The organism is Paenibacillus sp. JJ-223 (assembly GCF_927798175.1).
In the GTDB taxonomy this organism is placed as follows: Bacteria; Bacillota; Bacilli; order Paenibacillales; family Paenibacillaceae; genus Paenibacillus; species Paenibacillus hubeiensis.
Genome location: NZ_CAKMMP010000026.1, coordinates 13305 through 36272, shown reverse-complemented (window position 1 = coordinate 36272; position 22968 = coordinate 13305). Strand labels below are relative to the sequence as shown.

Annotated in this window: 21 protein-coding genes and 1 other annotated feature; all 21 genes read right to left on the bottom strand. The window is 50.0% G+C overall.

All coding sequences use genetic code 11. The features are described 5' to 3' along the window. Positions 1-80: 80 nt before the first annotated feature. The 21 genes from fusA to gltX all read right to left on the bottom strand — a co-directional run bounded on the left by fusA (position 81) and on the right by gltX (position 22959). Positions 81-2159, bottom strand: coding sequence for an elongation factor G (gene fusA / locus L6H98_RS30100; protein ID WP_236421395.1), 2079 nt, complete (start codon positions 2157-2159; stop codon positions 81-83). A 47-nt stretch (positions 2160-2206) separates the two neighbouring features. Further along, positions 2207-2677: a 30S ribosomal protein S7 gene (gene rpsG, locus L6H98_RS30095; RefSeq protein WP_007432586.1), complete on the bottom strand. Its 471-nt coding sequence runs from the start codon at positions 2675-2677 to the stop codon at positions 2207-2209. 85 nt (positions 2678-2762) lie between these two features. Beyond that, the gene (gene rpsL / locus L6H98_RS30090) at positions 2763-3185 is read right to left on the bottom strand and encodes a 30S ribosomal protein S12 (RefSeq protein ID WP_236421394.1); all 423 of its coding nucleotides are present in this window, start codon (positions 3183-3185) and stop codon (positions 2763-2765) included. 150 nt (positions 3186-3335) lie between these two features. Next, entirely contained in the window at positions 3336-3584 is a 249-nt protein-coding gene (locus L6H98_RS30085) for a ribosomal L7Ae/L30e/S12e/Gadd45 family protein (protein WP_236421393.1), read from the bottom strand. A gap of 204 nt (positions 3585-3788) precedes the next feature. After that, complete coding sequence (gene rpoC / locus L6H98_RS30080; RefSeq protein WP_236421392.1) at positions 3789-7403, bottom strand: DNA-directed RNA polymerase subunit beta'; 3615 nt, start codon at positions 7401-7403, stop codon at positions 3789-3791. A gap of 113 nt (positions 7404-7516) precedes the next feature. After that, positions 7517-11062, bottom strand: a complete 3546-nt coding sequence (gene rpoB / locus L6H98_RS30075) for a DNA-directed RNA polymerase subunit beta (RefSeq protein WP_236421391.1) — start codon at positions 11060-11062, stop codon at positions 7517-7519. Between the two features lie 399 nt (positions 11063-11461). Continuing rightward, positions 11462-12076, bottom strand: a complete 615-nt coding sequence (locus L6H98_RS30070; protein ID WP_236421390.1) for a class I SAM-dependent methyltransferase — start codon at positions 12074-12076, stop codon at positions 11462-11464. A 101-nt stretch (positions 12077-12177) separates the two neighbouring features. After that, positions 12178-12540, bottom strand: a complete 363-nt coding sequence (rplL, locus tag L6H98_RS30065; protein ID WP_236421389.1) for a 50S ribosomal protein L7/L12 — start codon at positions 12538-12540, stop codon at positions 12178-12180. A gap of 71 nt (positions 12541-12611) precedes the next feature. After that, positions 12612-13115: a 50S ribosomal protein L10 gene (gene rplJ / locus L6H98_RS30060; protein WP_236421388.1), complete on the bottom strand. Its 504-nt coding sequence runs from the start codon at positions 13113-13115 to the stop codon at positions 12612-12614. A gap of 43 nt (positions 13116-13158) precedes the next feature. Next, positions 13159-13307: a sequence feature (ribosomal protein L10 leader region), on the bottom strand. Positions 13308-13374: 67 nt separating this feature from the next. Beyond that, positions 13375-14067, bottom strand: coding sequence for a 50S ribosomal protein L1 (rplA, locus tag L6H98_RS30055; RefSeq protein ID WP_236421387.1), 693 nt, complete (start codon positions 14065-14067; stop codon positions 13375-13377). Between the two features lie 95 nt (positions 14068-14162). Beyond that, positions 14163-14588 carry a 50S ribosomal protein L11 gene (rplK, locus tag L6H98_RS30050; protein WP_236421386.1) on the bottom strand — a complete coding sequence of 142 codons (426 nt, stop codon included), beginning with the start codon at positions 14586-14588 and terminating at the stop codon, positions 14163-14165. Between the two features lie 67 nt (positions 14589-14655). Further along, positions 14656-15189 (bottom strand): transcription termination/antitermination protein NusG, encoded by a 534-nt coding sequence (gene nusG, locus L6H98_RS30045; protein WP_236421385.1) that lies wholly within the window; start codon positions 15187-15189, stop codon positions 14656-14658. A gap of 22 nt (positions 15190-15211) precedes the next feature. After that, the gene (gene secE, locus L6H98_RS30040; protein ID WP_236421384.1) at positions 15212-15403 is read right to left on the bottom strand and encodes a preprotein translocase subunit SecE; all 192 of its coding nucleotides are present in this window, start codon (positions 15401-15403) and stop codon (positions 15212-15214) included. 21 nt (positions 15404-15424) lie between these two features. Further along, complete coding sequence (gene rpmG / locus L6H98_RS30035) at positions 15425-15574, bottom strand: 50S ribosomal protein L33 (protein WP_072735843.1); 150 nt, start codon at positions 15572-15574, stop codon at positions 15425-15427. A gap of 312 nt (positions 15575-15886) precedes the next feature. Then, positions 15887-16531 (bottom strand): RNA polymerase sporulation sigma factor SigH, encoded by a 645-nt coding sequence (sigH, locus tag L6H98_RS30030; RefSeq protein ID WP_236421383.1) that lies wholly within the window; start codon positions 16529-16531, stop codon positions 15887-15889. 184 nt (positions 16532-16715) lie between these two features. Beyond that, complete coding sequence (locus tag L6H98_RS30025) at positions 16716-17237, bottom strand: NYN domain-containing protein (protein ID WP_236421382.1); 522 nt, start codon at positions 17235-17237, stop codon at positions 16716-16718. Between the two features lie 5 nt (positions 17238-17242). Continuing rightward, complete coding sequence (gene rlmB, locus L6H98_RS30020; protein ID WP_236421381.1) at positions 17243-17989, bottom strand: 23S rRNA (guanosine(2251)-2'-O)-methyltransferase RlmB; 747 nt, start codon at positions 17987-17989, stop codon at positions 17243-17245. Positions 17990-18087: 98 nt separating this feature from the next. Next, a complete protein-coding gene (locus tag L6H98_RS30015) occupies positions 18088-18645 on the bottom strand; it encodes a ribonuclease III domain-containing protein (RefSeq protein WP_356724922.1) in 558 nt (185 codons plus the stop codon). Beyond that, entirely contained in the window at positions 18642-20042 is a 1401-nt protein-coding gene (gene cysS, locus L6H98_RS30010; protein ID WP_236421380.1) for a cysteine--tRNA ligase, read from the bottom strand. Before cysS ends, L6H98_RS30015 begins: the two co-directional genes overlap by 4 nt. 129 nt (positions 20043-20171) lie before the next feature. Then, entirely contained in the window at positions 20172-20852 is a 681-nt protein-coding gene (gene cysE, locus L6H98_RS30005) for a serine O-acetyltransferase (RefSeq protein ID WP_236421379.1), read from the bottom strand. A 643-nt stretch (positions 20853-21495) separates the two neighbouring features. Continuing rightward, entirely contained in the window at positions 21496-22959 is a 1464-nt protein-coding gene (gene gltX / locus L6H98_RS30000; RefSeq protein WP_236421378.1) for a glutamate--tRNA ligase, read from the bottom strand. Positions 22960-22968: the final 9 nt, after the last annotated feature.

Below are 22968 nucleotides of genomic sequence, written 5' to 3'. Positions count from 1 at the left end.
TTTGATTTATGTTTGCATCAGGTGGTATGGACTCACACGCTCATAGAGCCGTGAGCACACGTTCACCTGATGTGGAGAAACTATTCGCCGCCTTTGTTCTTGGATACGATTTCTTCAGCGATCGATTTAGGAACTTCTTCGTAGTGAGAAAGCTCCATCGAGAACACGCCGCGTCCTTGCGTACCGGAACGAAGAGTTGTAGAGTATCCGAACATTTCGGACAAAGGTACTTTAGCACGGATGATTTGGGCTCCACCACGGGAATCCATACCTTCAATGCGGCCACGACGGGAATTCAACATACCCATAACGTCACCCATGTACTCTTCCGGAACGGTTACTTCAACTTTCATGATTGGCTCAAGCAGTGCTGGTTGTGCTTTATCTTTTGCCGCTTTCAGTGCCATCGAACCGGCGATTTTAAACGCCATCTCGTTGGAATCGACATCATGATAAGAACCATCCACGATGGTAGCTTTAACGTCTACTACCGGGAAGCCTGCAATGACACCATTTTTCATTTGCTCTTCGATCCCTGCCAAAGCTGGTGCGATATACTCTCTAGGAACGGAACCACCGACGATTTTGCTGTCGAATTGGTTACCTGTACCTGGCTCGAGAGGTTCGAACTCAACCCATACGTGACCGTATTGACCACGACCACCGGACTGACGAACGAATTTACCTTCGACCCGAGCTGGCGCACGGAATGTTTCGCGGTAAGCTACTTGCGGTTTACCCACAGTCGTTTCAACCTTGAACTCACGACGCATACGGTCGATGATGATATCAAGGTGAAGCTCACCCATACCAGCCAAGATGGTTTGGCCTGTTTCTTCATCAGTATGTGCGCGAAGAGTTGGATCCTCTTCAGTCAACTTACCGAGAGCAACACCCATTTTATCTTGGTCAGCTTTAGTTTTAGGTTCTACGGCGATTTCGATTACCGGATCAGGGAAGTTCATGGACTCCAGGATAACCGGATGTTTCTCATCACACAGTGTATCACCTGTACCAGTATCTTTCAAACCTACGGCAGCTGCGATATCACCGGAGTAAACTTCAGTGATCTCTTGACGGCTGTTCGCATGCATTTGAAGGATACGGCCGATACGTTCGCGTTTACCTTTAGTAGCGTTCAATACGTAAGAACCGGATTGAAGTACGCCGGAGTAAACACGGAAGAACGTCAACTTACCAACGTAAGGATCTGTCATGATTTTAAAAGCCAATGCGGAGAACGGCTCTTCATCAGAAGATTTACGAACCGCTTCAGTTCCGTCTTCCAGAACACCTTTGATGTCCGGTACGTCAACTGGAGCTGGCAAGAAGTCGATTACGGCATCCAGCATCAGCTGAACACCTTTGTTGCGGTACGAGGAACCACAGATAACCGGGAAGATTTTAACTTCGACTACACCTTTACGGAGAGCGGCTTTGATCTCATCAACTGTGATCTCTTCGCCTTCCAGGTATTTCATCGTCAAATCTTCGTCGAGTTCTGCAACGCGCTCGATCAGTTCGTTACGGAGTTCTTCGACTTGGTCAGCGAATTCCGCAGGAACGTCCACAACATCGATATTTTGTCCCAGGTCATCCTGGTACATATGAGCTTTTTGCTCAATGATATCGATGATGCCTTTGAAATCATTTTCCGCGCCGATTGGCAGTTGGATTGCAACAGCGTTCGCTTGAAGGCGATCACGCATGTCAGCAACAACGTTCAAGAAGTCGGCACCGATGATATCCATTTTGTTTACATATGCGATCCGAGGTACGCCATAACGGTCAGCCTGTCTCCATACGGTTTCGGACTGAGGCTCAACGCCTTCTTTCGCACTGAATACACCTACTGCTCCGTCCAATACACGAAGGGAACGTTCAACTTCAACAGTGAAGTCAACGTGTCCCGGGGTATCGATGATATTGACGCGGTGGTTTTTCCAAGAAGCGGTAGTCGCAGCGGAAGTAATCGTGATCCCGCGCTCCTGTTCCTGTTCCATCCAGTCCATTGTCGCAGCGCCTTCGTGAACTTCACCGATTTTGTGCGTACGGCCTGTGTAGAACAAGATCCGCTCAGTTGTAGTGGTTTTACCCGCGTCAATGTGAGCCATGATCCCGATATTACGTGTATTTTTCAAGGAGAACTCTCTTGCCATGAAATGGGTCTCCCTTCAAAATTGAAGTTTTTAGTATGAACTGAATCCTACCAACGGTAGTGAGCAAACGCTTTGTTCGCTTCAGCCATTTTGTGCGTGTCTTCGCGTTTTTTAACGGAAGCGCCTGTGTTGTTGGAAGCGTCGATGATCTCAGCCGCCAAACGCTCTTCCATCGTTTTCTCACCGCGGTTGCGGGAGTAGTTCACGAGCCAACGTAATCCCAGGGAAGTACGTCTCTCTGGTTTTACCTCGATTGGTACTTGGTAGTTGGCACCGCCGACACGGCGAGCTTTAACTTCCAGGACTGGCATGATATTTTTGATTGCTGCTTCAAATACTTCCATCGGGTCATTACCCGTACGTTCTTGAATCAACTTGAACGCATTGTACAGGATGCTTTGAGCAACACCGCGTTTTCCGTCGAGCATGATGCGGTTGATCAAACGAGTAACCAACTTGCTGTTGTATACCGGATCTGGCAACACGTCTCTTTTCGTAACTGGACCTTTGCGTGGCATGGATATCCCCCTTTCTTTCTTGTTCGGCTAATCCGGCTTATCTGGCAGCAGCCAGAATCATGCCGAGATTGCCGCTATTCTTCAATTAGGCTTTTTTAGCTTTTGGACGTTTCGCGCCGTATTTGGAACGAGCTTGCATACGGTTGTTCACGCCTGCAGTATCAAGAGCGCCACGAACGATGTGATAACGTACCCCCGGAAGGTCTTTTACACGACCGCCACGGATCAGCACAACGCTGTGCTCTTGCAAGTTATGTCCGATACCCGGAATGTAAGCCGTCACCTCTACGCGGTTCGTCAAGCGAACACGAGCGTATTTACGAAGCGCGGAGTTCGGTTTTTTCGGAGTCATTGTACCTACACGAGTGCAGACACCACGTTTTTGTGGGGCACTGATGTTAGTAGCTTCACGTTTCAGAGCGTTGAACCCTTTTTGCAAGGCTGGCGATTTGGACTTGTAGATTTTAGCTTGGCGTCCTTTACGAACCAGTTGGTTAATAGTTGGCATGTGATTGCCACCCCCTTCCTCAATTATTCATGTTTCTTTATAAACCTTTACTCTAAGCCCACAGACCCAGGCGGTTCATAAAAAGACAAATGAAAAGTTTTTGCCTTTGAGAATCCATAAAAATGTTCCCTGACAAAAACGTTCCTAACATTATTTAACGACAGCTACCATTGCTGCCCCTACTCCAATCCCGCATGCCTTGCCGAGATTTTTCATCGTGTCCACTTTCGTGTACTTGACATTGTGCTCTTCGCACAAAGCGATGATTTTGGAAGTAAGCTGCGGATCGCAATCCTCAGCCACATAGACTTCGGAAGCCATTCCTGACTGAACCATCCGCATGGTCTGTTTGGTACCAATCTTGACATGAGCATCTTGCAGACCTTTTTCATTAGGCATCGTACATTCCTCCGAAATTGGATCAAATACAATCATCTGCTCACGCACCTTTGATATATTAGCATCTAGCGCAAGCATTGTCAATGCTAATCACAAACATTTATCATAAAGTTTTGCAGCATCAGAGGACGTATAGGCACGCTCATGCCATCATCCCCTGATGCCCAAAACTCTATTTCTTTGTTCAGGTGCTAGAAAAAGCGATTAATCTACGGATACCGGCTCCAGCTCTTCTACCGAAGATTCGCCGTCTTCCGGACCGGCAAACTCGATGCTGCGGTAACGGTTCATACCCGTACCTGCAGGAATCAGTTTACCGATAATTACGTTTTCTTTCAGACCGAGCAACTGATCGACTTTTCCTTTGATCGCTGCATCTGTCAGGACACGTGTCGTCTCCTGGAAGGATGCCGCGGACAGGAAGGAATCGGTCTCCAGGGATGCTTTGGTGATCCCGAGCAGGATCGGTTTGGCAACCGCTGGCTCTTTGTTGCTGAGGAATGCCGCTTTGTTTGCTTTTTCGTACTCGTGGGTATCCACGAACGATCCTGGCAACAAGTTGGTGTCCCCTGCATCTACGATGCGGATTTTGCGCAGCATTTGACGGATCATGACTTCAACGTGTTTATCGTTGATTTCTACACCCTGGTTACGGTATACGCGCTGTACTTCCTGCAAAATGTAGTTCTGCACGCCACGTACGCCTTTGATGCGCAGCATTTCTTTCGGATCGATGGAACCGTCCGTCAACTCGTCGCCCGCTTCGATCTCCATGCCTTCGCTTACGCGCACACGGGAACCATAGGTAACCGAGTATACTTTGGACTCCGCTTCACCTTGGATTTCGATTTCGCGACGATCTTTCGCCTCGCGGATCTCTTTAACGACACCGTCAATCTCACTGATCGTAGCCTGACCTTTAGGGTTACGGGCTTCGAAGAGCTCTTGGATACGCGGCAAACCTTGCGTGATATCGTCTCCGGCTACACCACCGGTGTGGAACGTACGCATCGTCAACTGGGTTCCTGGCTCACCAATGGATTGTGCAGCGATAATACCGACTGCTTCCCCGATCTCCACATGTTTACCTGTCGCCAGGTTGCGACCGTAACATTTTTTGCAGACACCATGACGAGCACGGCAGCTGAGTACGGAGCGGATTTGCAGTTTCGTTACGCCGGCTTTGACGATCGCTTCCGCTTTGTCGGAATCGATCAATTCATTGCGGTGCGCAATGATTTCATTCGTTTCCGGATGACGAACCGTTTCAAAGCAGTATCTGCCTTCGATACGGTCATAGAGATCCTCGATAACCTCTTTGCCGTCCTGGATACGGCTAACAGTGAAGCCTTTGTCTGTACCGCAGTCATCTTCGCGTACGATGACATCTTGGGCTACGTCTACGAGACGACGAGTCAAGTAACCGGAGTCCGCCGTACGAAGGGCCGTATCGGCCAAACCTTTACGGGCACCGTGCGTCGAGATAAAGTACTCGAGTACCGTCAGACCTTCACGGAAGTTCGATTTGATTGGGAGTTCGATAATCCGGCCGGATGGGTTGGCCATCAGACCACGCATACCGCCCAGCTGGGTGATCTGCGATTTGTTACCCCGCGCTTTGGAGTCAACCATCATCATGATCGAATTGTAACGATCCATCGACTTCATCAGGATATCGGTGATATCGTCTTTCGATTTCGACCAGATATCGATGATGCGGTCATAGCGCTCTTCGTTCGTGATCAGACCGCGACGGTACTGATTCGTAACGATTTGGGCTTTTTCTTCGGACTGCTTGAGAATGTCGATTTTTTCATCAGGCACGACAACGTCCGACACGGCCACGGTAATACCGGCACGGGTCGAATACGTAAATCCGAGTTGTTTGATTTTATCCAGAATAACGGCTGTTTCCGTTGTGTGATAAATTTCGAAACAACGCGCGATGATCGAACCGAGATATTCTTTTCCGACACCGCCGGCTTGAGGAGCATTCATGATCGCTTCTCTCAGATCGGCACCTTTCTCATATACAAACGAGTGCTCCGCAGTACCTTGATAAAGGTTAGCACGTGTAGCATCGTTGATGTACGGGAAGCTCGCAGGGAAAATCTCGTTAAAGATGATTTTGCCGACGGTTGTCAGCAGCATCGCCTCTTGTTGTTTTTCCGTGAAGCTTGTTTTGCCCAGTGCTTTAACAGGAATAGCCACGCGTGCATGCAAACCTGCAGTACCGCGTTGATATGCGGATACAGCTTCGTTTACCGTACGCAAAATCATGCCTGTTCCCTTTTCTTCCTTGTTGTCCATGGTCAGGTAGTAAGAACCGAGAACCATATCCTGGGAAGGGGTAACAACCGGTTTACCGTCTTTCGGGTTCAAAATGTTGCCCGATGCAAGCATCAGAATCCGTGCTTCTGCTTGAGCTTCCGCAGACAACGGAACGTGCACGGCCATTTGGTCACCGTCAAAGTCGGCATTATACGCCGTACATACGAGCGGGTGAAGACGAATTGCCTTACCTTCAACCAGAATCGGTTCAAACGCTTGAATACCAAGACGGTGAAGCGTAGGGGCACGGTTGAGCAGAACCGGATGCTCTTTAATGACTTCTTCAAGAACGTCCCAAACTTCCGGGCTTACGCGTTCGACTTTGCGCTTAGCGCTCTTGATATTGTGGGCAAGCCCTTTATTCACAAGCTCTTTCATCACGAAAGGCTTGAACAGTTCAAGCGCCATATCTTTAGGCAGACCGCACTGATACATTTTCAGGTAAGGTCCTACGACGATAACCGAACGACCGGAGTAGTCAACACGTTTACCGAGCAAGTTTTGACGGAAACGTCCTTGTTTACCTTTCAGCATGTGGCTGAGGGATTTCAAAGGACGGTTACCAGGACCCGTTACCGGGCGTCCGCGACGGCCGTTGTCGATCAATGCGTCAACCGCTTCCTGAAGCATCCGTTTTTCGTTTTGCACGATAATGTCCGGTGCGCCAAGATCCAACAGGCGTTTCAGACGGTTGTTACGGTTGATTACACGGCGATACAGGTCATTGAGGTCAGACGTTGCGAAACGTCCGCCGTCCAGCTGTACCATTGGACGAAGTTCTGGCGGGATCACTGGAAGAACATCCATGATCATCCACTCAGGCTTATTGCCGGAATTGCGGAAAGCTTCAATGACTTCCAAACGTTTGATCGCACGGTTGCGACGTTGTCCTTGCGCAGTGCGAAGCTCTTCTTTCAGGAAGTCGAGCTCTTTTTCCACATCAAGGTCTTGAAGCAGTTTTTTGACTGCCTCTGCACCCATGCCGGCCTGGAATCCATATCCGTATTTTTCACGGTAGCTGCGATATTCTTTCTCGGACAGCAGTTGTTTTTTCTCCAGTGGAGTTTCTCCTGGATCGGTTACTACATAAGATGCAAAATAAATAATCTCCTCAAGAGATCTTGGAGACATATCCAAAGCAAGACCCATACGGCTCGGAATACCTTTGAAGTACCAGATATGCGATACCGGAGCAGCAAGCTCGATATGCCCCATCCGTTCGCGACGTACTTTCGCACGTGTTACTTCAACGCCACAACGGTCACAGACGACGCCTTTATAACGAACGCGTTTGTATTTACCGCAATGACATTCCCAGTCTTTCGTAGGGCCAAAAATCTTTTCGCAGAACAGCCCTTCTTTTTCCGGTTTCAACGTACGATAGTTGATCGTTTCCGGTTTCTTCACTTCTCCGCGGGACCAAGAACGAATTTTTTCAGGGGAAGCAAGCCCGATCTTCATGTATTCGAAATTGTTGACGTCCAACAAGGAGCAACCCTCCTTAACCAAGTCCTGTATTCTAGGTTACGCCCTCCCCGGCCGAAGCCGGAGAAAGACGCGAGCCTGATGAAAAAACGCCGGTCAGCTATGCCCGAAGGCGATTATTCCGCTCCGACCTCTGCACCCTCGAGGTTGAGGCTGAGTTTGTCGTTCGCAGCGTCATCTTCATCGTCGATTTCTTTCATTTCAATTTCCTGTTCGTCTTCGCTCAGGATTTTGACGTCCATACCCAAGCTTTGCAGCTCTTTGATCAAAACTTTGAACGATTCAGGAACACCCGGTTCCGGAACGTTCTCGCCTTTGACGATGGACTCATACGTTTTCACACGACCTACAACGTCATCGGATTTGACGGTCAGGATTTCTTGAAGCGTGTAGGCTGCGCCGTAGGCTTCAAGCGCCCAAACCTCCATCTCCCCGAAACGCTGGCCACCGAATTGGGCTTTACCGCCCAGCGGTTGCTGCGTAACCAGAGAGTAAGGACCTGTGGAACGGGCATGGATTTTATCGTCAACCATGTGCGCCAGTTTGATCATGTGCATGACACCGACCGTAACTTCACGTTCGAAGCGTTCTCCCGTGCGGCCGTCGTACAGAACCGTTTTACCATTGCGCTGCATGCCTGCTTCTTCCATCGTATCGAAGACGTCATACTCCTTCGCTCCGTCGAATACAGGCGTTGCCACGTGAATACCCAGCTGCATCGCAGCCATACCAAGATGGACCTCAAGCACCTGACCGATGTTCATCCGCGATGGTACGCCCAGCGGGTTAAGAACGATCTGTACCGGAGTACCGTCCGGCAGGAACGGCATATCCTCTTCAGGCAGAATACGTGCCACGACCCCTTTGTTACCGTGACGTCCGGCCATTTTGTCACCCTCAGAGATTTTACGTTTCTGAGCGATATAGACACGAACCAGCTGGTTAACGCCTGGAGGCAGCTCGTCGCCGTTTTCGCGTGTAAACACTTTAACGTCGACTACGATACCGTCCGTACCATGAGGTACGCGCAGAGAAGTGTCACGAACTTCACGTGCTTTCTCACCAAAGATCGCATGCAAGAGGCGTTCCTCGGCAGTCAGTTCCGTTACGCCTTTAGGCGTTACTTTACCAACCAGGATATCGCCGGCTGCGATTTCGGCACCGATGCGGATAATCCCGCGCTCATCCAGATTGCGAAGAGCCTCTTCGCCGACGTTCGGGATGTCACGCGTAATTTCTTCCGGTCCAAGCTTCGTATCACGTGCCTCGGACTCGTATTCCTCGATATGGATGGATGTGTACACATCTTCCTTCACGAGTTTTTCGCTCAGCAGGATCGCATCCTCGTAGTTGTAACCTTCCCAAGTCATGAAGGCAACGACTACGTTGCGGCCCAGTGCCAATTCGCCCATTTCCGTGGATGGGCCGTCAGCAAGGATATCTCCCGCTTTGACGACGTCGCCGCGTTTGACGATTGGACGTTGGTTAATGCATGTTCCTTGGTTGGAACGCATAAATTTGTGTAATTTATATTTAACGATATCGCCCTTGACCTCTTGGCCATCGATCGCTTCTATGCGACGGAGCCAGATTTCATTGGCAGAAGAACGTTCGATAATCCCGTCGTATTTGGAAACAATACATACACCGGAATCTTTTGCGGCTTTGTGTTCCATACCTGTTCCGACAAGCGGAGCTTTAGGCACGAGCAAAGGAACGGCCTGACGCTGCATGTTGGATCCCATCAACGCGCGGTTGGAGTCATCGTTCTCAAGGAACGGAATGAGCGCCGTCGCAACGGATACGACCTGCTTCGGAGATACGTCCATGTAGTCAACGCGCTCGCTCGGCATCGTCAGGATGTTATCCGACTGTTTGTTGTAACGCACGATGATCGACTCTTCGGCAAACGTTCCGTCCTCGTTCAACTTCGCATTCGCCTGAGCGACAACGTAGTTATCTTCTTCGTCCGCCGTCAGGTAGTCGATTTGCTCCGTGACTACGCCTGTTTTCGGGTCAACCCAACGATACGGCGCTTCGATGAAGCCATATTCGTTCACGCGGGCAAATGTCGACAGGGAGTTGATCAAACCGATGTTCGGTCCCTCCGGCGTCTCGATCGGACACATCCGGCCATAGTGGGATGGATGGACGTCACGGACTTCCATGCCGGCACGCTCACGCGTCAAACCGCCCGGTCCGAGTGCGGACAGACGACGTTTATGCGTCAACTCACCCAGCGGGTTCGTTTGATCCATAAACTGCGACAACTGAGAGCTGCCGAAGAACTCTTTAATCGATGCAATGACCGGACGGATGTTGATCAAAGCCTGCGGCGTGATCACGTTAGCGTCCTGGATGGACATTCTCTCGCGCACAACGCGTTCCATACGGGAAAGACCGATGCGGAATTGGTTCTGCAAGAGCTCGCCCACGGAACGCAAGCGACGGTTACCCAGATGGTCGATGTCATCCGTGCTTCCGATGCCATGCAACAAGTTCAGGAAGTAACTGATGGACGAGATGATGTCCGCAGGCGTGATATTTTTAACCGATTTATCGATGTTCGCATTAGCAATCAGCTTGACTACTTTGCCGTCTTCAATCGGAGAGAATACATCAATCGTCTGTACCGGAATATCATTGGCATCCAATACACCGTTTGCCACATGGTATGTGCGGAACCCGACGCTTTTCTCGAGGTAGGACATAATTTCATCCAACAAGCGGCGGTCTACCATTTGGCCCGCTTCAGCGATGATCTCGCCAGTGTCCGTATCGATCAAGGACTCCGCAAGACGCTGGTTGAACAAGCGGTTTTTGATGTGAAGCTTTTTGTTGATTTTGTAACGACCTACGTTGGCGAGGTCATAACGTTTTGGATCAAAGAAGCGCGCTACGAGCAAGCTTTTCGCGTTATCCAGCGTTGGCGGCTCGCCCGGACGGAGACGCTCGTAAATCTCGATGAGTGCTTTCTCCGTGGAATCCGTGTTGTCTTTGTCCAGTGTGTTGCGAATATATTCGTCATTACCGAGAAGATCCAGAATCTCAGCGTCTGTGCCGAAACCAAGTGCACGCAGCAGAACCGTCACCGGTATTTTGCGTGTGCGGTCGATCCGGACGTAAACGATGTCCTTCGCGTCCATCTCAAGTTCCAGCCAAGCGCCACGGTTAGGAATCACTGTAGCGGTATACGTTTTTTTGGCGTTTTTATCTACTTTTGTGCTGAAGTAAACGCTAGGAGAGCGAACCAACTGGCTGACAATAACCCGTTCCGCACCATTAATAATAAATGTGCCGGTTTCGGTCATCAGCGGGAAATCTCCCATGAATACTTCCTGCTCTTTGACTTCGCCGGTTTCCTTATTAATGAGCCGGACTTTGACCCGAAGCGGTGCTGCATAAGTAACGTCACGCTCTTTGGCGTCGTCTACTGTATACTTCGGTTCACCGAGACTGTAATCGATAAATTCCAAAATCAAGTTGCCTGTGAAATCCTGGATCGGCGAGATATCCTGGAACATTTCGCGCAACCCTTCCTCCAAAAACCAATCGTAAGATTTTTGTTGGATTTCAATCAGGTTCGGAACTTCGAGTATCTCGTTAATTCGTGCATAACTGCGCCGAGTGCGTCGACCATATTGAACAAGATGTCCTGCCAACTTAAACTCACCCCTCAATGTCTACTCACATAAAAATTTCGTTGCGAACCTCTGTTTGTAACCTTATAATGGTACACATACAGAGCAAAGCAATGCATCCACAAATAAAGAAAAGCCCTTACTCGAATGTCGTTCGAAAAAAGAGCAACCTTGTATTCGGTGGATATCTTGCCAATCATACTTATCCCCAGTTTGCCCAAAATGTACATATTATACGCCAAACGTAGGCATAATATGCCCGTTCGGCGCAAAAAAGGTGGACATTTTTAGTTAGCTAAAGCCAAGTAGGGCATCTTAATACTGACATTTTATAATAATACCACGACTGGTTTTTCAAGTCAATAGTCCTATTGCTAAAAAATCTTATGCCTGCTTACTTTACAAAAAACGAAGAAAAGATTATGAAACCACCACTTCGTCCTTTGTAGCTTTAAAAATGCGATAACCTTTGTCCTTCGTAACCTCTTCCACCCTTGCAAACAAAGACTCCAGTTTAGCCTTGGCCGACGGCGCTCCTTGCTTTTTCTGAATGACCACCCATAGTGAACCACCCATCTTCAAATGATCGTACGCCTGCTCAAAAATAGCATGAACCGTGTCTTTGCCGGCTCGGATGGGCGGATTGGTCAGAATGACGTCAAAATCCGTTCTCTCCACTTCAGCAAGTAGATTGCTTTGCATCACCGTAACATTGGCAACGCCATTCGCCCGTGCATTTTCCTTGGAAAGCTCAACCGCTCTCTCGTTGATATCAATCATGGTGACATGTCCATTCGGCACAAGCTTTGCTGCCGTGAGCCCGATCGGCCCATATCCGCAGCCAACATCCAAGACAAGCGCACCTGCAGGCAATTCCATCGCATCGATCAATACTCTGCTGCCATAATCAATTCCGTTTTTGGAAAACACCCCTGCGTCCGAAACGAACCGCATTCCAAACCCGCGCAGCAGCGATTCATTCACTTTTCTGTCATGCGCCACTTGCGGTTTATCCGAATAATAATGATTGGACATGTCCTCACTCGCTTTCCATGTACAATTACAGCAACAAACCCCTTGAAGTAGTTCAAGGGGTTTGTTGTTTTGTTTAATAATGTTAGCTAGAATAAGCTAAATTATTTAACTTCGATTGTAGCGCCTGCTTCTTCCAATTTAGCTTTGATGGATTCAGCTTCTTCTTTGCTTACTTTTTCTTTCAGCGCTTTTGGAGCGTTGTCTACTACTTCTTTCGCTTCTTTCAGGCCCAGACCTGTAATTTCGCGAACTGCTTTGATTACGTTGATTTTGGACGCACCAGCGTTAGCCAGGATTACGTCGAATTCGGATTGCTCAGCTTCAGCTGCAGCAGCGCCGCCGCCTACAACAGCTACTGGAGCTGCAGCAGTTACGCCGAATTCTTCTTCGATTGCTTTAACGAGATCGTTCAGTTCCAGTACAGTCATGCCTTTGATTGCTTCCAAGATTTGCTCTTTGCTCATGATTGAACCTCCATATATAGTTTAGATTTTTTTATTTCATTACCGCTTAAGCAGCATTCAGATCAAGAAGCTTACGCGCCTTGCTCTTCTTTTTCTGCAACAGCTTTAACCGCAAGCGCGAAGTTGCGCACTGGCGCTTGAAGCACGCTGAGGAGCATGGAAAGGAGACCTTCGCGGGATGGCAGTTCTGCCAGCGCTTTGACTTCCTCTACACCCACTACGCGACCTTCAACAACTCCACCTTTAAGTTCCAGCTTGTCGTTCTTTTTAGCGAAGTCGTTCAGAATTTTGGCTGGAGCCACAGCGTCTTCTCCGCTGAATGCAATCGCAGTAGGACCTGTCAGAACGCTATCGAGTTCAGTCAGTTCTGCTGCAGCAGTCGCACGGCGAAGCAACGTGTTTTTCAGCACTTGGAATTCGATTCCGGCTTCACGAAGTTGCTTACGCAACTCAGTTACTTGAGCAACGTTCAATCCGCGGTAGTCAACCACAACTGTCGTTGCGCTCTCGCGCAATTTTGTCGTAATTACTGCAACGGACTCTTCTTTTGCTTGAATCACTTTTGCATTTGCCAAACTGTACACCTCCTGTCAAATTTCACGTCCGGCACACCGGACTTATCCCAATAAGAAAAGCCTCCGTAGAATCACGAAGGCTTGATATATACTCATAACCGATCCGAAATCAGTCTAAGCTCTATAATCACACCTCGGTAGGAAATTAAGCCCTGAGGCACCTACTGTCTACGGTAAGCATATTCAAATATCAACGGTCAGTCACTCGGACTCACAACTCTTATAGCATATCAGAACAGAACAAGTCTGTCAACAGATATTATCTAAAAGCAGCTGCGTTCACGCGTGCGCCAGGGCCCATCGTGGAAGAAAGAGAAACGTTCTTCAGATAAACACCTTTTGCTGCCGCCGGTTTAGCACGGTTCAGAGCGTCCATGAGAGCTTTCAAGTTCTCGTTCAGTTGCTCTGCAGTGAAAGAGGCTTTACCGATCGGTGCATGAATTTGACCTGCACGATCCAGACGGTATTCGATTTTACCAGCTTTGATTTCTTGAACAGCTTTGGTTACGTCGAAAGTTACCGTTCCGGCTTTAGGGTTAGGCATCAGGCCTTTACCGCCGAGCAGACGGCCCAATTTACCTACTTCGCTCATCATATCAGGTGTCGCTACGCAGACATCGAATTCGAACCAGCCTTGTTGGATTTTGTTGATCATATCTGCATCGCCAACATAATCCGCGCCAGCCGCTTCCGCTTCTTTCGCTTTGTCACCTTTTGCAAATACCAGTACGCGTTGTGTTTTACCTGTACCATGCGGCAGGACAACAACACCACGTACAGCCTGGTCTTGTTTACGAGGGTCTACGCCCAAACGCACTGCAGCTTCGATGGTTTCATCGAACTTAGCAGTGGCTGCCTTTTTCACAAGCTCAACAGCTTCTGAAGGCTCGTAAGTTGCTTCGCTGTCGATCAGCTTGGCAGCTTCCAGGTATTTTTTACCGTGTTTAGCCATGTTATATTCCTCCTTTGTGGTTTTAGCGGATATACCTCCCACATTGACCGGCCGCGAATCGGCCGGCTTTACGAAGCCATGTTTCCTAAGAAAAATTAGTCTTCGATGGTGATACCCATGCTACGGGCAGTACCTTCGACCATACGCATAGCGGACTCAACGTTCGCTGCATTCAGGTCAGGCATTTTTTGCTCCGCGATTTGGCGAACTGTGTCGCGTTTAACGGTAGCAACTTTTTTCTTGTTCGGTTCGCCGGAACCTTTTTCGACTTTCGCCGCAACTTTCAGCAGGACTGCTGCTGGTGGAGTTTTGGTGATGAACGTAAAGGAACGGTCCTCGAATACTGTAATTTCAACAGGAATAATCAATCCCGCTTGATCAGCTGTACGCGCATTGAACTCTTTACAGAATGCCATGATGTTGACACCCGCTTGACCCAAAGCCGGACCTACTGGAGGCGCTGGATTCGCTTTACCTGCTGGAATTTGCAGTTTTACCATTTTGATTACCTTTTTTGCCATGATTGACACCTCCTTGCGAAATAGTGGTCACCGGACCTTCCGGTCCTCCCACAAGAAACTTGAAGAGCTATATCTTCTCCACTTGGGTATATTCCAACTCAAGCGGCGTTTCCCGTCCAAACATGTTCACATGAACCTTCAACTTGCTTTTGTCTACCAAAATTTCTTCCACGGAGCCCACAAAATTCGCAAAAGGACCCACTTTGATGCGCACGGATTCCTTAATATCGAATTCAATTTTCGGCTTCGGTTCAACCATGCCCATATGCTTCAGAATTTGTTCCACTTCTTCGGGCAGCAAGGCGGTTGGCTTGGACCCGGAACCTGTCGAACCGACAAATCCCGTAACCCCTGGCGTGTTGCGAACAACATACCAAGAATCGTCCGTCTGGATCATTTCCACCAAAACATATCCGGGGTAAACTTTACGCATGACGGTTTTTTTCTTGCCGTCCTTGTTTACCACTTCTTCTTCCATAGGAACAAGAACGCGGAAAATTTTGTCTTCCATGCCCATGGACTCTACGCGTCTTTCCAAATTGGCTTTGACCTTATTCTCATACCCGGAGTAGGTATGAACAACGTACCATCTTTTTTCCATATCAAGCCACCTGGGACCCTTCTTAAATAATCGCTTCGATCACAGCGGAGATGCCGATATCAACGACCCAAAAAAACAGCGTCATAACCACAACAGTGCCTAGAACGATCAATGTGTAGTTGGTCAGCTCTTTACGATTAGGCCAGCGAACCTTTTTAAGTTCAGCCCAGCTTTCGGAGAAAAAGGAAAACAGAGATTTGAAACTGCGTTTCACGCCGACTACACCTCCCAAAAACTATCTGGTTTCGCGATGAGAAGTCTGCTCGTTACAAAACTTGCAAAATTTCTTCATCTCCATGCGGTCGGGGTGATTACGCTTGTTCTTTGTCGTTGTGTAATTTCTTTGTTTGCAATTTGTACAAGCCAAAGTAATAATTACCCGCATGATGTACACCTCCCGAAGACTTCCACTTTGAAGCAGAGTCTCTTAATTGAACCTAAAAAAAAGCCGCGAATTTAGGCCTACCTAAAACACTTTATCATAAGGGTATTTCCATGTCAACGAAAGAATCACCTTTCAGAACCTGGTAAAAGTTCCGGCCGTTACGCAGCCGCTTCACCTCTCCTTTTTTTCCTCTGCTCCTGCTCGAACCAAGCGATTACTAGTATAGTCATTTTCAAATTTTCTAAACGAAAGACAAGCAAAAAAAGACTCAACTTCCGAGCCTTTTCCGTCAACGACAACTTCTTATCCAGCTCAATGATCACGAACTTCCAAATACTTCTCCAGCTTGCGCTTGACGCGCTGAAGCGCATTATCAATCGATTTCACATGCCGATCCAGGTCTACGGCAATTTCCTGATAGGATCTTCCGTCCAAATACAGCATCAGCACTTTTCGTTCCAGGTCGCTCAGAATCTCCGACATTTTGTCTTCCAGGCCAACAAACTCTTCCTGGTTGATGATCAGTTCCTCTGGATCGCTAACCTGTGTTCCACAAATTACGTCGAGTAACGTACGATCGGATTCTTCGTCATAAATTGGCTTATCAAGTGACACATAGGAATTCAGCGGAATGTGCTTCTGCCGCGTCGCTGTCTTGATTGCCGTAATAATCTGCCTGGTAATGCACAGCTCGGCAAACGCTTTGAACGAGGCCAGCTTGTCCCCTTTGAAGTCCCGAATAGACTTGTAGAGGCCGATCATTCCTTCCTGAATGATGTCCTCCCGATCAGCCCCAATCAGAAAATAAGATCTCGCCTTGGCGCGTACGAAATTCCGATATTTGTTGATCAGATATTCCAGCGCTTCGCTCTCACCTTCACGGACCGCTTCGACAATGTCTTCGTCGCTTTGGTAATCATACTTGGATAACATGATATCTTTGAGGTCGACACTCACAGACAATCCCTCCGGCTGCAACGCAAGGTACCCCCGTTACTCTACTCTATGAAATATACGAACAGTATATATGATGCCACCTCACACCGTCAACCACGCCGTCCCTAAAAAAGATCATGAATAACATAATTGTCAAGAGTTTCAAGATTGAAATTTATGCCAGACATCGCCGAATTTCCCCGGATCACTCCCGGCGCCAGCGTTCGAATTGCTTTAATATTTCGGGACTCAGCTTGGCCCCAAGCGTATTTCTTGTGGATTTCGCCTGATCTTCTTCGAGCCGCTTTTGCAGTTCTTTTTCATTCTGCTCGACCTCGATGAGCAGCTCCCTGGCAGATACCCTTAGCGCTCCCTGACCGAAAATGACATGCTGTTCCACCATATCGCTGGTAGCTACGTAGATTTGGCGTCTTCGCGTGCTCAACTCCCGAACGAGTCTCTCGATGCATTCATCGGCCGTCTCTTTTTCCTTGGTAAAATAAATCTGAACCTTGCTCTGAGAATACGACCTGCCGAGTCCGGGCACGAGGTATGCGTCAAACACCACGATGACCCGGCGGCCGGAAAATGCCTGATAGTCCGCAAGGCGGGAAAGAAGCCGATTCCTCGCTTCCTCCAGCCCGCTTTCCGCCAATCGGGTCAGTTCCGGCCAGTCACCGATCATGTTGTACCCGTCCACAAGAAGCACATCACGGGAATCAGCCATGGCTGTTATCCTTGCGCTTGGCGCGACCGGAGCACTTCATACATGACAACGCCCGCAGCTACCGAAGCGTTGAGCGAATTGATCTGGCCTTGCATCGGCAGTTTGATGAGCACGTCGCATTTCTCGCGAATGAGCCGGCCCATGCCTTTGTTTTCGTTTCCGATCACAAGCGCTACGGGACCCGTGAACACGCCGTTGCCAAACACGTTCTCTGTCGCGGCAACGTCCGTGCCGACTACCCATATCCCTGCCTCTTTCAGCCGATCAATCGTTTGGCCCAGGTTGCTGACCCGGGCTACAGGCACGTATTCCACCGCTCCTGCCGAGGTTTTGGACACGGTTGCCGTAACGGCCGCCGAGCGGCGTTTGGGCACAATGACGCCATGAGCTCCCGTGCAGTCTGCCGTACGCAGGATGGAACCCAGGTTATGCGGATCTTCAATCTCGTCCAGCAAGATCAGGAAAGGAGGCTCGTCCTTTTTCGCAGCCGCGGCCAAAATGTCTTCTACTTCGACGTAAGCGTAGGGAGCGGCTTGGGCCACCACGCCCTGATGCTGAATGCCTGGGACCGCTTGGTCCAGCTTGCGTTTGTCCACGTGCTGGATAACGATCCCCAGTTTTTTGGCTTCCGCAATGATCGGTCCTGTCAAATGTTTTTGCGCCGTATCTGCAATCCATATTTTGTTGATGGTCCGGCCTGAACGCAGCGCCTCTGTGACGGAGTGTTTGCCGGCAATCCATTCTTCTTCCATGTTTCGTTCTATCCTCTCTGTAGCGCCAAGTTGTTGGGTCGGGCCGATTCGACAGCCTGTCCCCATGCTCAACTTCGCGCATTTCGTTGATTTTCCGTTTATTTCGTCAAGCTTTGGGCGTGTTCGATGCCCTGTGTAATCAACTCGATCATCCGTTCATGTTGTCCGCTGCTGTACAAATAGCCGATCAGGCATTCCAGCGCCGTGGCATGCCTGTACTCGAGCACGTCTGCATTTTTCGGAACGCTGCCCGACTTGGCGTTGCGTCCCTGCCGGACGATATCCTGTTCTTTTTCGTTCAGCAAACTTTCGATGCCTGCCAAAATTCGACTCTGGGCCTTGGCCGACACCAGCCCCGTCGCACTTCGATGCAAATGAGCGGGTCGCATATTGGGCTTGGACAGCAAATATTGTCGAACCGCGACTTCGTAAACCGCATCGCCGATGTAAGCAAGAGCGATCGGCGGAATCAGATGGGCCGGACGCGAAGGGGGATACGGGAACCAGCCCCCGGCCGAGCGTTCCGCCGAACGACCGCCGGACGAATCCGCCGCCCCGCCTGCCGGCTCAGCCTGCAGATCCGCGTCGTGTCCAGTCGTTTCAGCCACGTTGGGAGCGGTGGAGTCTATGGACGTTTTCTTCAGGCCCTCGCTCATTTGCGCCGCCATCTCATGCCTTGTGCCGTATCCTCCAGCAAAATGCCTTCTGCCGACAAAATGTCGCGAATTTCATCGGCTCTTGCCCAGTTTTTCGCTTTGCGCGCTTCGGTGCGCTCTTCGATCAAACGCTCGATCTCCTCGTCCAGAAGCTCCGGCTCCGCTTCCGTATAAAGGCGGAGCACGGCGTTCAATTCCGCGAACAATTCCAGCAGCGCGCGAATGTCTCCCGCATTGACCACATCCTGCTGCAGCAGAAGGTTGGCCTCGGCAGCCCATTCGAACAATGCCGTGATCGCGTCAGGCGTATTGAAATCATCCTGCATCTTCTCATGATACTGGCTGCGAATCTGTTCCAGGCGGGCTGCCAGCTCCGCCGAAGTTTCCCGTTCCATCGTCACGGCCTGCAGACGGTGCTTGAGGTTGCCCACAGCGTTCGCGATCCGGTCTACGCTTTTCTGAGCTTGCTCCATCGTATCCTCCGTAAAGTTCAACGGATTGCGATAATGCGTCGACAACATAAAATAACGGATGGCCTCGCGTTTGTATTGTGTTCGCAAATCTTTGACCAACACGCCGTTTCCGAGCGATTTCGACATTTTTTCGTTATCGATGCGGATAAAGCCGTTATGCATCCAATAATTGGCCAGCGGCTTGCCGGTCAGCACTTCGGATTGCGCGCATTCGCACTCATGGTGCGGGAACTGCAAATCCTGTCCGCCGCCATGGATATCGAGCGTGTCGCCCAAATATTCGCGCGCCATGGCCGAGCATTCGATATGCCAGCCCGGACGCCCGTCTCCCCATGGGCTCGACCAATAAATCTCTCCCGGCTTCGCAGCCTTCCAAAGCACGAAATCTTCGGGATGTTCCTTGCGCTCATCCACGCCGATGCGGATGCCGAACTGCAGCTCTTGCAGGTTTTGCTTGGACAATTTGCCATACTCGGGGAACTTGCCCGTGCGGTAATAGACGTCCCCTCCGTTTTCATAGGCATACCCTTTGTCGACCAACTCACGGATAAAATCGATGATAAGCGGCATGTTCTCCGTTACGCGCGGATTGCTGCTCGCTCTCGGAATGCCCAATCCTTCAAGGTCTTCATAATACGCCGCGATGAACTTCTCGGCGACATGAGGCACATCTGTTCCAAGCTGCTCTGCTTTGCGGATGAGCTTGTCGTCGACATCGGTAAAATTCACGACATAATTCACTTCATGGCCGATCTGTTCAAGATAACCGCGAACCGCGTCGAAAAAGATCACCGGCCGGGCATTCCCGATGTGAATATAATCATATACGGTCGGGCCGCATACATACATTTTTACCTTCCCCTGCTCTTGGGGAACAAATTCTTCCTTCGCACGACTCATCGTATTATAAATATGAAGCGTCATAGTCACTTTCCTTTCGTCCGTTTCCGTATATAAAACCTGAACCTAAAATTCTGAACGTTAATCACCGTTCTTTGGCACGGGAGAGCGATCGTATCAACAGCCGCTTAACCGGTGCAAGCCTCTGCCAAATTAACCTTTGCTTCCCCCGTTAATTGTATCACGCTCGCGCTCGGTTTCGCGCGCTGATTGCATTGTACGCATTTCGTCCCGCAATCGTTCGATTTCCTGCTGCATGCTGCGCAAGGAGTCAACGACCGGATCGGGAAGCTGCTGGTTCAAGCGATCCACCCGTTTGCCGTCCCGTTTGACGATCTTTCCCGGAATGCCCACCACCGTACTGTTTGGCGGAACTTCCTTCAGCACGACCGAATTGGCGCCGATATTGCTCTGATCGCCGACGCGAAATGAACCCAGCACCTTTGCACCTGACGAGATAACCACATTATTGCCAATTGTGGGGTGTCTCTTTCCCTTTTCTTTCCCGGTCCCCCCGAGGGTCACCCCCTGGTAGATGACGACATCATCGCCGATCTCGCACGTTTCGCCAATCACGACGCCCATGCCGTGGTCAATGAACAACCGCTCGCCGATCGTTGCGCCAGGGTGAATCTCAATACCTGTCATAAAGCGGCTGACTTGCGAAATAACCCGTGCCAAAGAAAACCATTTCCGTTTGTACAACGCGTGTGCCATGCGGTGTGCCCATATGGCGTGCAAGCCGGAATAGGTAAACACCACCTCAAACCAACCGCGCGCCGCCGGATCGTTTTCAAATACCGCCTGAATATCCGATCTGATCTTTTTGAACATGTTCTTCCCCTCTTGTTCAGTTCTGCGTTCTCCCGCTTGCGCAGGAAACAGGATCTTCATGATCGTGCGCCAAGCTCGAATCCTCTCTCATGCATTGGTGTACCGGGATTTTTAAAGCGAACCACCATCGCGCACCCTAATGGCTTCCGCAGGATAATCGTGAGTCCGCGCTCCCAGGTGCAATAAAAAAACGCCCCTGCAGCCCGAAGCTGCAGAGGCGTTGGTCGCGGTCCCACTCTGCTTGGTTCTTTCGTAAGCAACGCAAAATATGCGTAACGCACGCAAGAACCCTCTTGCGGTCCGGTAACGGGAACCACTCGGCATAACCTATCCTGACGTTTTCCTGATCTATTCGTGCTCAGGCGGGGCCGGATTCGGCTGTGCGGCTCACGGGCGCAATTCGGCTGACGGACAGCGGATGGCTCGCAGCCACCGCTCACAGGCCTTTTCAACCCTGCGAACGGGACCATCCTCTCTGGTGCTGTCCGGTTCAGCGTACTCCTCCCGGTCCTTGCCGTTTGTATGATTAACGTAAATTGAACATCTAAAATCAAAACTTATGCCTTTGTGTTGCTATTATAGCGAAAAGGACAGAGACTGACAATAACGTTCCTTGCCTCAGACACACAAAATGTTAAACGAGTTACGCGCCTTGAACCTGTGCGTGCAGACGCTCGATGACCGTATCCTTGCCCAGCAGCACGATCGTTTGGTTCAAATCGCGACCATGGGTTTGACCGGTCAACGCTACACGAATCGGCATAAAGAGCTGTTTGCCCTTAAACCCGGTTTCCTTCTGCACTTCCTTGATCAAAGCAGCCATTTTGCTTGGCGTGAATTCATCGCTGTCCTGTACCTTATCGGCAAAAGCCTTCAGCACAGTCGGCACTTGCTCCTCTGCCAGAACAGCACTTGCTTCCTCGTCCAGTTCCAGGCTCGAGCGGAAAAACACCTCAGACAAGGCCACGATGTCGGAAGCAGCCGTCATTTGCTCTTGGTACAAACGTACAAGCGCGTGCGCCCATTCCCGCTGCTCGGACGACAATTCGGCCGGAAGGCGGCCCGCTTTTTGCAAATGCGGAATGGCCATTTCGGCAATTCGTTCCGGATCGGCATTTTTGATGTAATGGTTGTTCAGGTAGGCCAGCTTGTTCGTATCGAAAACTGCCGGGCTCTTCGACAGGCGCTTCGTATCGAAAATGGAAATCAGCTGCTCTTGAGAGAAAATTTCCTCTTCCCCTTCCGGAGACCAGCCAAGCAAGGAAATGAAATTGAACAACGCTTCGGGCAAATAACCGAGCTCTTCATACTGCGAGATGAACTGAATGACGGATTCGTCGCGTTTGCTCAGCTTTTTGTGGTTCTCGCCTACGATCAGCGTCATGTGGCCGAATATCGGCGGCTCCCAGCCGAGCGCTTCGTAAATCATCAGCTGACGCGGCGTGTTCGAAATATGATCCTCTCCCCGCAGTACGTGGGTGATTTTCATCAGATGATCGTCAATGGCAACGGCGTAGTTGTACGTGGGAATGCCGTCTTTTTTTACGATGACGAAGTCTCCGCTCTCTTTGCTGTTAAACGAAATAGTGCCCTTCACCATGTCATCGAACGTGTATACCCGCTCTTCAGGTACGCGGAAACGGATGCTAGCCACGCGGCCCTCGGCCTCGAACGCCTCAATTTGCTCCGGAGTCAGGTTCCGGTGCTTGCCTGAATAACGCGGCGTTTCGCCACGAGCGGTCTGCTCCTCACGCTCCTGCTCCAGTTCTTCTTCCGTGCAGTAGCAGCGGTATGCCAGCCCTTTATCCAATAATTCCTGCGTATATTTCCGGTAGATGTCAAGGCGCTCGGTTTGGCGGTACGGTCCGTATTCGCCCCCCACATCAATGCTCTCGTCCCAATCCATGCCCAGCCATTTCAAATATTTCAGCTGGCTTTCTTCCCCGCCCGCAATGTTGCGTTTCACGTCCGTATCCTCTATACGGATGATGAATTTTCCGTTATTGTGTTTGGCATACAAGTAGTTAAACAGCGCGGTCCGGGCATTCCCGATATGCAGGTGCCCTGTCGGACTCGGCGCATAGCGCACACGAACTTCCGTGCTCATACTATCCCC

Excerpts from the sequence above, each read along its gene's own strand:
- fusA (WP_236421395.1), bottom strand. The coding sequence starts at position 2,159 with ATGGCAAGAGAGTTCTCCTTGAAAAATACACGTAATATCGGGATCATG.
- rpsG (WP_007432586.1), bottom strand. The coding sequence starts at position 2,677 with ATGCCACGCAAAGGTCCAGTTACGAAAAGAGACGTGTTGCCAGATCCG.
- rpsL (WP_236421394.1), bottom strand. The coding sequence starts at position 3,185 with ATGCCAACTATTAACCAACTGGTTCGTAAAGGACGCCAAGCTAAAATC.
- L6H98_RS30085 (WP_236421393.1), bottom strand. The coding sequence starts at position 3,584 with ATGCCTAATGAAAAAGGTCTGCAAGATGCTCATGTCAAGATTGGTACC.
- L6H98_RS30070 (WP_236421390.1), bottom strand. The coding sequence starts at position 12,076 with ATGTCCAATCATTATTATTCGGATAAACCGCAAGTGGCGCATGACAGA.
- rplL (WP_236421389.1), bottom strand. The coding sequence starts at position 12,540 with ATGAGCAAAGAGCAAATCTTGGAAGCAATCAAAGGCATGACTGTACTG.
- rplA (WP_236421387.1), bottom strand. The coding sequence starts at position 14,067 with ATGGCTAAACACGGTAAAAAATACCTGGAAGCTGCCAAGCTGATCGAC.
- rplK (WP_236421386.1), bottom strand. The coding sequence starts at position 14,588 with ATGGCAAAAAAGGTAATCAAAATGGTAAAACTGCAAATTCCAGCAGGT.
- nusG (WP_236421385.1), bottom strand. The coding sequence starts at position 15,189 with ATGGAAAAAAGATGGTACGTTGTTCATACCTACTCCGGGTATGAGAAT.
- rpmG (WP_072735843.1), bottom strand. The coding sequence starts at position 15,574 with ATGCGGGTAATTATTACTTTGGCTTGTACAAATTGCAAACAAAGAAAT.
- L6H98_RS30025 (WP_236421382.1), bottom strand. The coding sequence starts at position 17,237 with ATGGCTGATTCCCGTGATGTGCTTCTTGTGGACGGGTACAACATGATC.
- rlmB (WP_236421381.1), bottom strand. The coding sequence starts at position 17,989 with ATGGAAGAAGAATGGATTGCCGGCAAACACTCCGTCACAGAGGCGCTG.
- L6H98_RS30015 (WP_356724922.1), bottom strand. The coding sequence starts at position 18,645 with ATGAGCGAGGGCCTGAAGAAAACGTCCATAGACTCCACCGCTCCCAAC.
- cysS (WP_236421380.1), bottom strand. The coding sequence starts at position 20,042 with ATGACGCTTCATATTTATAATACGATGAGTCGTGCGAAGGAAGAATTT.
- cysE (WP_236421379.1), bottom strand. The coding sequence starts at position 20,852 with ATGTTCAAAAAGATCAGATCGGATATTCAGGCGGTATTTGAAAACGAT.
- gltX (WP_236421378.1), bottom strand. The coding sequence starts at position 22,959 with ATGAGCACGGAAGTTCGTGTGCGCTATGCGCCGAGTCCGACAGGGCAC.